Annotated in this window: 8 protein-coding genes; all 8 read right to left on the minus strand. The window is 42.2% G+C overall.

Annotated elements, in window-relative coordinates:
• Positions 1-105: 105 nt before the first annotated feature.
• Positions 106-507 (minus strand): photosystem II protein Psb27, encoded by a 402-nt coding sequence (gene psb27 / locus H6G18_RS09030; protein ID WP_190406762.1) that lies wholly within the window; start codon positions 505-507, stop codon positions 106-108.
• A gap of 214 nt (positions 508-721) precedes the next feature.
• Positions 722-2,707 (minus strand): potassium channel family protein, encoded by a 1,986-nt coding sequence (locus H6G18_RS09035; protein WP_190406763.1) that lies wholly within the window; start codon positions 2,705-2,707, stop codon positions 722-724.
• Positions 2,708-2,885: 178 nt separating this feature from the next.
• A complete protein-coding gene (locus H6G18_RS09040) occupies positions 2,886-3,065 on the minus strand; it encodes a high light inducible protein (RefSeq protein ID WP_190406764.1) in 180 nt (59 codons plus the stop codon).
• Between the two features lie 243 nt (positions 3,066-3,308).
• Complete coding sequence (locus tag H6G18_RS09045) at positions 3,309-3,941, minus strand: LysE family translocator (protein WP_242040241.1); 633 nt, start codon at positions 3,939-3,941, stop codon at positions 3,309-3,311.
• Positions 3,942-4,113: 172 nt separating this feature from the next.
• The gene (locus H6G18_RS09050; protein ID WP_190406765.1) at positions 4,114-5,556 is read right to left on the minus strand and encodes an ATP-binding protein; all 1,443 of its coding nucleotides are present in this window, start codon (positions 5,554-5,556) and stop codon (positions 4,114-4,116) included.
• Positions 5,557-5,558: 2 nt separating this feature from the next.
• Positions 5,559-7,220 (minus strand): FAD-dependent oxidoreductase, encoded by a 1,662-nt coding sequence (locus H6G18_RS09055; protein ID WP_190406792.1) that lies wholly within the window; start codon positions 7,218-7,220, stop codon positions 5,559-5,561.
• A gap of 302 nt (positions 7,221-7,522) precedes the next feature.
• Positions 7,523-9,694 carry an AGE family epimerase/isomerase gene (locus H6G18_RS09060; protein ID WP_190406766.1) on the minus strand — a complete coding sequence of 724 codons (2,172 nt, stop codon included), beginning with the start codon at positions 9,692-9,694 and terminating at the stop codon, positions 7,523-7,525.
• Positions 9,687-11,852, minus strand: coding sequence for a glycogen debranching protein GlgX (gene glgX, locus H6G18_RS09065; protein ID WP_190406767.1), 2,166 nt, complete (start codon positions 11,850-11,852; stop codon positions 9,687-9,689). The genes H6G18_RS09060 and glgX overlap by 8 nt, the downstream gene beginning before the upstream one ends.
• Between the last annotated feature and the right edge of the window lie 191 nt (positions 11,853-12,043).

Below are 12,043 nucleotides of genomic sequence, written 5' to 3' on the forward strand. Positions count from 1 at the left end.
CTGAATATGCCTACTTAGTTAATTTTAAATTTTGTATTTTGAATTGTTTGAGTCAAGAGCCTTTGGTTTTGACTCTTGACTGTGTAAACTGGGGTAGTGGATAGTTTAAGCACCCCGCCTGAGTGCTGACTCTACCTGTTGGAACTCCTGCTCTATACGATTCTTCAGTTTTTGTGGTACGGGGCGGTTCGGGTAAGAACTGTAGTGTCCAGCTAAAGAGTTAAGAGCTGTTCGCATAGTAGTAAAGGAGCTAAGACCAGAAACAGAATTAACCCGTTGATAGCGAGCAGAAAAATCATTAATTTTTTGTCGAGCTTCTGCTTGGATTGTAGTTTTTTCTGGTGAATCGTCGGCGATTTCTAGGGCTTGTCTCAATGTATTGACAACAGCCAAAGTATCTTGGCGATAATCACCTGTTAAACTATCTGGACTACCACAGCCTACTAGACCAATAGCTACAACTAGGACAAGGGCAAGCAGACGTGACCAATAGCGCTTCATAAGCATTATGTAAAACAACACGTAAATCAACGTCCATCCTATCTTGGATTGGTATCTTGGGATCAAGGTAGTAATGAGTGCTGTTAGCGGTAGCGGGGGGTTGAGGGGCGTTTTGAGTAGTCTGTGCAGGAAGCTAAAAGTCAAGAATGATCCTCAGTTGCCTAATTGCGTAGCTTAATTTGGAACCGTATTAAGAATTACTAATTTTATTTGCAAGTCCCTAATTTTCTATATGAGCAGAAACTTGGCATTTACTTAATTCACTGACTAAACGATGGGCTTGATGTTTGTATAAGGGACACTGGAGAGTAGCTGGTAGTTGATTCATTAACGTTCTGGCAATCAACATATCACAGCCAGAAACCCGTGAGATAACGGCAGCACCTTCAAAAGCTGCTTGTGATGACACAGCTTTTTTCACACGGACTAGACATGGGCGAGGTAACATAGAGCCGTGTTCCACTCTTTGTAATCCCTCGATGGTGGCTAGAACTATTAAGCGATCGCCTACAGTCAGTCTAATATCATCCGAGGGCATAAACTTAGGTTTTTTTTGCTTTGCTTTGGCGTGAAGAATTGGTACTACTTCATATCCGTAGGCTATTTCTGCCAACAATAGCCCATTGAGGGTATCGTTAGCTTCAATTTGGTATTCTGTTACTAGTGTGGTTTGGTTATTTAAGCGAAACAAATTGATGATATTTTCGCCAAATGCCGCCGCCACAAATGCTTCTGCCGCCAGTGCATAAACTCCTAAAACTCTGGCATAAGGTAGCATTTGCCCCACATTCTCACTAAAACGCGGATCGAAGGTGCGAATCACTAAGTTGGCTTGAGGATTAGTAATACGCGCTCTTAAGGCGATTTCCAAATTTGCCACTTCATCATCGGTAACTACAACCACGCTTTTAGCAGTATTAATATTGACTCTAGTCAAAGCATCTTTACTGTTACTAATAACTAACGGCATTTGTGGTAAAGTGCCGAATTCCAAGTCATGGGTATGAACTCCTACCAAAGGTTGCTTAAGTTCTTGTAGTATTTGTGCTACCAACCTACCTACTCTGCCTAGACCAACTAGTACAACATGGTCAGCTTTGGGTAGTGTCGGCCGTCGTCGAGAGAATTGAAATCTGGCAGCTAAAATGCGTTCAGTCATGACAGCATAGAGAATACCGACAAACACTGTACCTGCTACAGTCAGACTAATACTAAATAATTGTAGCCACCAAGAAACCGGAAACGGCAGTTCTAGCCCACCAAAAAGTTCATCATAACCACCAAGGCTGAGAACTAAAGAAACATTCAAGGCCTCTTGCCAACTAATTTGCGGATATTGCAGTTTATATAGTAAGGTTCCCCATAAAAACAGGCTTACCATAACAAGACAACTGGCAAAAACTACACGTTGAGTTTGGCCACTCTCTGCCCAAAATTGAGTTAATAGCTGACGCAGATTTATCTTGTTGATGGTAGTGGTAAGTTGCCACAATTTTCTGGTATTTTTGACTGGTGGCTCTGGAAGAGTGACTATGTTTTCTGTGGCCTCAATGTATGCAATGGTATCGCCTGGCAGGGTTTGGGCATCGGGTTTCCATTGATAGAACGTTTGCGGTAGGGGTTCTCCTACCCTGTTGTGGCTGAGTATGCGGCGGTGGCTACTATTGATTTCATGGAGTTGGTGACAGTTATGCCAACGATGTCCAAAATCAATAGATATACTCATGACGCGCAGCAGATGATTTTCCAAGGGAAAAAATCCCTTGGTTTCGCAGCCCAGAGCTGCTATGGCAAAGCTGTTAGCTGATAATTGGGTAGCTTCAAAAGCGATAAAATTACCCAAACTTTCGCGGAGTAATTCATTGAGGTTATCTTGGGAAGAACGGACGACTAGACGAATATCACGATTAAGCGATCGCGCTGCAAATGCGGCGGCTATATTGATTCGCTCATCACTACTGACAATCAATATAGCTCGACATTGGCTAATTTCTGCTTGTTCTAATATCTTGGTTTGCCGACAGTCACCAATTACTAGTTTGTCTACTAAGTCCGGTATGTCAGGAATTTCGCATTTTTGAGTATGCGCGATTTCAATAGCATTTACCTTGACCCCAAACTCTTTCAATACAGATACACAATGTTGTCCCAGGTTGCCCAGCCCACAAACTAAGAAAGTGTTGGTATTGATCACATTCTGTCCCATGTTCAACGCTGTGAGAATCTACTCAGTAGAAAACATGAACCATTTACACAATAACGGAACTCCCAGTAATTTTTATCTATTAAAAATCTCCACCCACCAGGGATGGAGATTTTGTCAGTGGTCAGTGTAAAAGCTATCGTCAAAAACTCGAATTATCGTGCCATATTCAAATATGAATTTACAGGATGCCCCAAAAATGAAGGAAGCCTTGACCAGAAAAAGCTTCAATCAAAACGACAGATAAAAACCCAATCATGGCAAAGCGACCATTCCAGTTTTCGCTCTGAGTAGTGAACCCAAAACGCACAGCATTAGGTTCGTCAGCAACAGTAGTTTTAGGATTCTTGAAACCTGACATAAATAAAACTCCAATGTATTGCGTTGTGCAGTTTATCTGCCTGTAACGTAATGTAACAGATATTTAAGAGAATGCAACATTTAGTGAATATTGCCATTAATTACCTCACTTGAGGCGATGACCTCCGGTCGGAGGTCATCGCCTCCCACTCAATCCAATCCCAAGGGGAGCGCTGTGCTAATAGCCCTTCTTTGAGGACTAAAGTCCTGGCTACAAACCTTTAATTATTTATACTGTCCGTATTTAGACAGTTTTTAGTATTAAAAATACTCCAATAGCAATCATTACACAGCCAGCAGCAATGTTTATTTTCTTCCTGATTGTAGAATTAATCAACAATCTAGCTCTGTCTGCCATGAAAGCATAACCAAGTTTTACACCGCCTACGGCCACTATGGCGATCGCTATGATAATGCTAGTGTCAAAATAAGATACCTCAGAAATATCAAGAAAAGCCGGAAAAAAACCAAGATAAAATAAGGTGGCTTTTTGATCTGCCAATGTGATAAACAGTCCAGTAAGAAAACTGGACAGCAAAGAGGTATTCATCATCTCCTCTGTCTCCACACCTTTTGATTTTGACCTGCATAACCCTATTCCCAACAAAATCAGATAAGCACCGCCAAGGTATTTTATGAGGAAAAATAGGCTACCCATCGTTTCAGCAAGAAACGCTAAACCCCAAATAGATATGATTATGAAAATGATGTCACCAACTACTATCCCTATAGTCGTGAAAACACCATGAATAAATCCAGATGTAGCTGCTCTTGTGGAGACAGTCAATACACTCACACTGGGAATAGAAGCGAGAACAACCATCGCACTAAATAATGCAAGAATGGTACTAAATGTCATACTAGTTTCCATAGGCATTGAGGGCAACTCCCTGCTTAGTTATTGCTGACTTATGTTGAACTATGACACTGCATTTTCTCATTCTTATGGATAGTTGATGACAAAATAAGATAATCTGCTTCAAAGGGGCGATAAAGCCCTTTGTTTTTATCAATACGTAACTCGGAAAAGTTTTACCATTGTTATTGTTTCATCCCATACATTCTTCAGTTGGCATGAATTCGCATTGATGGCAATCAAATGTTGTTTCATCCAAAGATGTGGGCAAAATAACCTGAAAACGGGTATTTCCTGGTTCGGAAAACAAGCGGATGTAACCTTTATGTTTTTCAACAATCTGGTAACTAATTACAAGGCCTAAGCCTGTTCCTTTCCCTACTCCCTTAGTCGTAAAGAATGGCTCGAAAATACGCTCTTTAATCTCTGAAGGAATGCCAGGGCCATTGTCAGTAATCTCCACTAGTACGCAGTTATGGTCTTGTGCTGTACGGATACAGATTTGTCCTTGACCATTCATTGCATCAATGGCATTGTCAATTAAATTAGTCCAAACTTGATTAAGTTCACTACCAAAAGCCCAAATCAGAGGTAGACTTTGGTCATAATTGCGGGTTAGAGTCACACCATTTTTGAGCTTATGACTAAGAATTGTCAAAGTACTTTCGAGTCCTTGATGGATATCTACATCCTGCATAGGAGACTGATCCATATACGAGTACTCTTTAATTGCTGTTACCAATTCAGAAATACGCTTTGAGCTTTGGTCAATCTCATCCAACAGTTCAATTCCTGTTAGAGTCGCTTCCAGCCAAGTCAAAATTTCCTCAAGCGATTGTGTTGATAAATACTCCACAATCTTAGCTAGTGATTGAGTGTCCAGTCCTCCTCGGACTAAGGAAGAAACAATTTTCCAGCCATCAGTTATATGATGTAATTCCAACCAGGTTATGACCTCTTGCTCTCGATCGCTCTGTGTTAGAGGATCTAAATAACATGGTGTTGCAGCACGCGTGATTGCCTCTTCTAACAAGTTTTCCAGAAACAGCAGTTGCTCTTTTGTCATCTGCTTTTGATTCAGTTTGAGTCCCAAAGATGGCAAGCGATGAAAAATCTGCTGCAAGTGTGAAGCACTCCGACCAACTGCTGTCGCCGGGTTATTTAGCTCGTGGGCAAGACCAGCAGCTAAAGTGCCTAGAGCAATTAGCTTTTCGTGGTGTCGTGACATCGACTCCAGGATTTGCAATCGTTGTGCGGTGATGATTAACAAATCCCTTGTAATGGAAGGACAAGTTGTGAGCATTTCCCAGAAAGTTTCTTTGTCCCATTTCAACAGATAGGTTTTTTTAGCAGCGCGGGCGTTGGCTATATGATTAGGTGCATCTAGTAAAATCAACTCATGACCCGTATAGGTTCCAGGGCCGCAGCTCATCAAATGCCTTTCTGCATTACCAACCTTTTTTGTTAGTTCAATCTCACCTTCTATCACCGCGTAGAAATTATCTAGTGGTTCTCCCTCAAGGGCTATGTACTCTCCTGGAACTAGCCATAGTTCACGGCCGTGTTCAGAAAGCCATTGGAATTGCTCTTTGGTCAATTGTGCAAAAAGCGACACTTGGCACAAAGCGTCTAACATAATTACACCTTACTTAGATATTGATGGATAAACTGAATAGCGATCGCACCTTCTCCGACTCCTGAAGCAACTCGCTTCACAGACCCTTTACGTACATCTCCAGCCACAAAAATGCCTGGTACACTGGATTCAAGTAGGAAGGGTTGGCGATCCAATTTCCATGCCTTGGAACATTGTTTATTGAGCATGAGGCTCTGGCCGCTTAAGATAAACCCTTGTTCGTCTCTCTCTACAATGCCACCCAGCCAATCAGTGTTAGGACTCGCACCTATTAAGATAAATAGCAATTTTGTGGGAATAGTTTGCTTTTCGTTGGTCTTAAGGTTAGCGATCGTAATTGCTTCTAAGTTAGTCTGACCATGAACCTGGACGATGTTGGAGTGAAACTGTACTGTGATATTATTTGTTGCTGCGATTTGATCTATCAAGTATTTAGACATACTGGTAGCAAGTGAGTCGCCACGCACTAAGATATTCACATGGCGAGCATATTTAGAGATGTACACCGCAGCCTGTCCGGCTGAGTTAGCCCCGCCCACTATATAAACATCTTCATTTTGACAGGAGAGTGCTTCGGTCATTGCTGCACCGTAGTACACACCAGCTCCAGTCAGATTCTCAATGCCTGGGACATTAAGCTTGCGATATGACACACCTGTGGCAATCAGTAATGCGTGACAGCTTAATTCTGTCCCGTCTTTCAGCTTGATGATGCGATAAGAATCTTGCAAGCGAATTTCCATTACCTCTTGAGGCGAGAGAATCTCTACCCCGAATCTTTTTGCCTGAGTAACGGCGCGACGAGCTAATTCTGATCCAGCAATTCCTTGAGGAAAACCTAAATAGTTCTCAATACGGGAACTTGTTCCAGCTTGCCCCCCTGGAGCTTCTTTTTCAATCAATACTGTGCGTAAACCTTCAGATGCACCATAGACTGCTGCTGCTAAACCAGACGGTCCAGCCCCCACGATCACCAAATCGTAAAAGGGCATTTCGGCCTGCATCTTCAATCCGATTTTTTCAGCAATTTCAGCGTGCGTTGGTTGTGTGAGATAAGAACCGTCAGGGCATATTATTAATGGTAAATGTGAGGTGTTGCATTGAGCATAACTAACCCACTGACGTGCTTCTTCCTCTGCCTCGATGTCCAACCACTGATAAGGCACATAATTGCGAGCCAAGAAATCCTTAATGTGATGACTCTTAGGAGACCAACGGGAGCCAATAACGCGAATACCTTCAAAGAGTGGGCGGTATGACGAAACCCAATCGTCTAGTAAATCACTCAGAACTGGGTATAGAAGGTCTTGCGGCGGTTCCCACGGTTTCAGAAGATAGTAATCAATTTTCGCTGTATTTATAGCTGAAACAGCAGCATCAGTATCCGCATAAGCCGTTAATAAAACTCGTTTTGCAGACGGAAATATTTGCATAGCTTGTTCTAGGAACTGCACACCGGACATTTGTGGCATTCTCTGATCTACTAAACAGAGTGCAACTGTCTCGTTACGTAATTTTACCTGTTGCAATACTTTTAAAGCATTTGCACCTGAATCAGCTCTGAGAATCCGAAAGCGATTGCCATACTCGTGTCGGAGGTCTCGCTCTATTACTCGTAAAACTCCGGGGTCATCGTCAACAGTAAGTAGTACAGGATTAACCAAAATAACTCCTTTCTGGGGATGATATTCTTCATGATTGTGTAAAGGGAAAACCAAAAAATAAATTATTCCAAATGGACAGTTAGTAGGGTGCGCTACTTATGAATAATTTCTTGGTACGGCTAGGTTTTCTGGCACTGACGCACCCAACCTACTTGGATATTTTTTTATCTGGAAGTCCCAAATAAGGCATTTAATAAGTAAGGGAGGCTAAGGGCAGTGGAAAAGAACTACTCCCCCACCACCCCCTGCTCTCCCTGCTTTCTTTACTCTTTTCAACAACTGCTTAATGTGTTTAAAGCAAGTTACACACTTGCCATTTCCAGTGTTTCATACTGATCTAAAACAGTCACACTATCGCAAAATGCACTCGTCATCAGGAATTGTTTCACGTTCTCCGGTGCGCCGACGATATAGAGTTCAACATGAGAACCTAGTTTCTGCTTAGTGAAAATCAAAGCCCGCAAACCAGCAGTAGTAATACATTCTAGGTCTTGTAGTAGTAAGACTAGACGATTGATTGGCTGTTCTGTTGCTTTGCTAACTGCTTCCTGAAAACGTATGACACCATTGGCATCCAATAACCCAGTCAAGGAGATTTTGGCAATACCATTATTTACTTCCAGCACTGTTGCATCGAAAGATACTTGAGTTGGAAGCAGTCTGACTCTAACTTTCAGATCCTCTTGCGTAACTGGCAGTTTAACCGTCAGGCTTGCAGCATCAAAATCTGTATACTTTTGTCCATTGATCCAAACATCGCCAATTCTCACACTGCCTGGTGGTAAGATATCTGGAGCAACTCGCAGGATATTGTCTGAAAAGCCGCCTGGTTTGGGTTTGAAGTACAAATCCATTGGCTGTTTAGTAATCAACAGATTTGTATAAACACAAGCCAAGTAGGCTAGTTCAAAAGAATGATAACCACTCATGGAGTGACTACCCTTGCCTCGTTCTGTTCCTAGCAAGTAGGGTATCCCATTTGCCAACACATTGAAGTAAATACCCCCAGCTACGTAATCCAGGAACCAAGCATTATAGAAAGCTGCGGCTTCACGGGACTGGCGTTGATATTCAGGTTTATCAAGTGAGCCGGTCAGGATGAGATAGGCTAAGATAGCTTGTTCCTGCTGCCACCAAGCTTTTCGGTTATGCCAGACAAAGCGGTGTACTTCTTGTCCTGGTTTTAAGGTACGTTCCACGACATCGTACCACCCCCCACGCTGTTGGTCGCTACCCACGGCTGGCATGATTTCGGCAATCTTTTCTGCCAGAGTGACATAGTTCTCTTTTGGTTTCAGATGGTTCATCCGCATGAGGTTCCAAGCAATTTTCAGGTTATGACCTACAACTGCTCGATTCTGCTGCCATCCCCAAGTTTTGTCGTGGCTCCAGTCTTCGTAAAAGCGTTCTTGGACAAATGGGCTATTGTCATAATCTGGGAATCGCTTTTCAATGGTGTCGAAGGTATACTCCAGGAAAGTGGCGTATTCTTCTTTACCAGTCGCCAGCCAAAGATTGATCAAATAAGCTGGGGCATGGTCTCCGACAGAGTTCCAGTTCTTCTTGGCGCGATTGTGGCCTAGAGTCTGGGAGTGGGGGCTAAGAGTAATCGGATCAATGTGGGAGAAAAACCCTCCTTTTTCTGTTTTGTCCAAGAAATACTTGTTAAACAGATTGATAGTCAAATCGATATCTTTGATGATGCGTGGATCACCTGTAATCCGATAAGTTTGGGTGGGGCCAGCCAGAGCATAAATTTGCTCATAAGCTGGAATAGCGTCATAATCATCCCCAAATTCTGAGGAAAATATCTTCTGCTCGCTGCCACCTGGATTCACATCAACACCATGATACCAATAGCAAATTCCTTCGCCTTCATCCAGAAAACGCATATGTTGGCGCAGGTATTCAGTGCCTTTTTCCGCAGCCTCAAGATAGCGATCGTCCCCAGTCATCATGTAAGCTGTGGCAAAACCATAAACAAGGCGAGAAATAGTATCAGTTTCTTGACGATTACTATCTTCTTTAGAACCAACTAAACCGATACCAGTACGATATTTGCGATAATCAATTTCGCCATCTTCAAACTGGGCTTTGAGGTAAAAATCGCCCAGGCTTCGTATCTGTTTGACCCACCAATCTGGTCTTTCAAAAAGATACTCATTTTCGTTTCTACCCAGAAAAACTATATGTTTAGCTTCAAACTTCTGCTCATCTGCTTCTGGATAAAAAATGCCATACACAAAGAGATAGCAATTTGGCACGAGCATCGAATTTATTTGGCTAGTGCAATCAAAGAAAGGCTCATCTAAATTGCGTACTAACTCAGCGTAGGTCATTGAAGTTAATGCTATTTCAAATTTCCTACCATCTGAGGTTTTGAGTTCAAAAGTACCAGAATCTCCTTTACTTGAATCAAAGGCAGTAACGTATCCAGCGATTAAATCTGAAAATGAAAAACCTATATTACTCATTGAATTCACTCCTAATTGGAAATTCATTAACTGGAAACCATTTAGAAACTAGAACAACAACGCTACGTTCTTTAACAGAATAGACATTATCTGAAACTACAGTTTCTTCCCCTGGTTCGGCGATATCCATTGGAGAAGCAAGAGCCGTATCTATGACTCTGCACCATTTTCTACCTTTAATAGGGGGAATTTCAAAATCGAGATCCTCCCAGTACATATTGAGCATGACGTGAATATCTGCTTCTCCATTAAAGCCCCCAAGGGTAAACGCGAGAACTCTGGCATGAGAGTCGTGCCAACCTGGTTTGAACAACTTGCAGCCATGCCAAGCAATATCTGCCAAGCCACGCTCGTTAACTTCACCAGTGAAAAAATAACTACGGCGTAAAGCAGAATGACAATAGCATTTGCGGAAATTAATCATCAGCTTGAAGAACCTGAAAATGTCAGCATTCTTCTCTGCCAAATTCCAATCTAACCAACTAATCTCGTTATCTTGACAGTAAGCGTTGTTGTTGCCTTTTTGAGTACGTCTGACTTCATCCCCAGCCACCAGCATGGGTACGCCTTGAGAGAGCATAAGAATGGCAGCAAAATTCTTAATCTGTCGTCGGCGTAATCCGTCGATTTCTGGGTTATCAGTCTCTCCTTCAACACCACAATTCCAGCTTAAATTGTCATTGATGCCATCTCGATTGTGTTCCCCATTTGCTTCATTGTGCTTATGGTTATACGAAACTAAATCATTGAGGGTGAATCCATCATGACAGCTAATGAAGTTGATGCTATTAATTGGTAAATGTCTGCTCGATTGGTAAAGATCGGCACTTCCCGCAAGTCGCCAAGCAACCGCCCCAACTATTCCTGGATCTCCTTTGACAAAGCGCCGAATGTCGTCTCGAAAACGTCCGTTCCATTCTGCCCAACGATATCCAGGAAACTCCCCGATTTGATAAAGCCCGCCAGCATCCCAAGCCTCGGCAATGATTTTGGTGTCAGCTAAGGTTTCGGATGTTTCAATGTGCCAAATTACTGGGGGATGGAGCATTGGTACTCCATCTTGGCTACGAGATAAGATGGAGGCTTCATCAAAGCGGAAACCATCAACGTGCATCTCTTTGACCCAAAATTCCAGGCAATCTACAATTAATTTTTCTACTATGGGGTGGTTGCAGTTGACTGTGTTACCACAGCCAGAGTAGTCCATGTAGTACTGCTTATCCCAATGTACTAGGTGATAAAAAATACTATTGAATAGTCCTTTGAAGTTGATGGTTGGGCCTTCATGATTGCCTTCGTCGGTATGGTTAAAGACTACATCCAGAATGACTTCAATCCCTGCTTTATGTAATGCCTTGACCATATCTCGGAACTCGCGGATATGATTGCCAATATCAGGAAAAGCACAATATGAAGCTTCTGGAGCAAAGTAACTGTGTGGATTATATCCCCAGTAGTCTTTTAGTTGTTTGCCGTTGACTTCTCGGAGAATATTCTTTTCGTCAAAGTCAAAGATTGGTAGCAGTTCAACAGCTGTAATTCCTAACTCTTGCAAATAAGGAATTTTCTCGATAAGTCCAGAAAAAGTACCTGGGTGTTTGCAGCCAGAAGATGATGATCTGGTAAATCCGCCAACGTGTACTTCATAAATGATGGTGTCATTCATGGAGTGATTGAGGGGGCGATCGCCTTCCCAATCATAATCAGATATATCGATAACTACACTACGCATAGATGTAGCCATGTTATCTTTTGATCCTAGAGCATCGTTGCGTTGCCAAAGAGTGTTGGTATTTCCTCTAGCATAAGGATCAAGCAGCACTTTATTTTCGTTAAAGCGGTGTCCTTCTTGGTGTAAGTCAGAATTACCATGCACTCGATAGGCATAGTGAGCGCCTGCTTTTAAGCCTCTCACATAGACGTGCCAAAAGTGGAAAGTTTTATTGATCTTGGGATTTAACTGAATAATTTTTGCTGGCTGTGGAGAATCATCCCGATCAAACAACAATAATTCCACAGAAGTACCGTGTTCTGAAAAGATGGAAAAGTTTACTCCCTCTTTGTCTGGCACTGCACCGAAAGGATGTGAACATCCCGGTTCTAATTGGTAATCAGGTGTTGCTAGTTCAACCTGATTTCTATCTGTAGTTAAAGTCATTTTGTCTTGCTGTCCTTACGGCATTGAATTAGTGGGTCATTTAGCACGATTTTAGCCATTAATAAAATTATTAATGATGTTTCAGGATGATACTTTTAACGATTTATTAATGGCTGAATTTGTGTTTAATTATCCATTACTTGTTGATCACAAACAATATTGCTCTAAAAAATAATGGCATTAATTATAGT

The sequence above is a fragment of the Anabaena subtropica FACHB-260 genome (genome assembly GCF_014697105.1).
Classification (GTDB): Bacteria; Cyanobacteriota; Cyanobacteriia; order Cyanobacteriales; family Nostocaceae; genus Trichormus; species Trichormus subtropicus.

What these genes read in the sequence shown, in the direction of transcription:
- H6G18_RS09060 (WP_190406766.1), bottom strand. Translation starts at nt 9,694, where the DNA reads ATGAGTAATATAGGTTTTTCATTTTCAGATTTAATCGCTGGATACGTT.
- H6G18_RS09050 (WP_190406765.1), bottom strand. Translation starts at nt 5,556, where the DNA reads ATGTTAGACGCTTTGTGCCAAGTGTCGCTTTTTGCACAATTGACCAAA.
- H6G18_RS09035 (WP_190406763.1), bottom strand. Translation starts at nt 2,707, where the DNA reads ATGGGACAGAATGTGATCAATACCAACACTTTCTTAGTTTGTGGGCTG.
- psb27 (WP_190406762.1), bottom strand. Translation starts at nt 507, where the DNA reads ATGCTTATGAAGCGCTATTGGTCACGTCTGCTTGCCCTTGTCCTAGTT.
- H6G18_RS09045 (WP_242040241.1), bottom strand. Translation starts at nt 3,941, where the DNA reads ATGCCTATGGAAACTAGTATGACATTTAGTACCATTCTTGCATTATTT.
- H6G18_RS09040 (WP_190406764.1), bottom strand. Translation starts at nt 3,065, where the DNA reads ATGTCAGGTTTCAAGAATCCTAAAACTACTGTTGCTGACGAACCTAAT.
- glgX (WP_190406767.1), bottom strand. Translation starts at nt 11,852, where the DNA reads ATGACTTTAACTACAGATAGAAATCAGGTTGAACTAGCAACACCTGAT.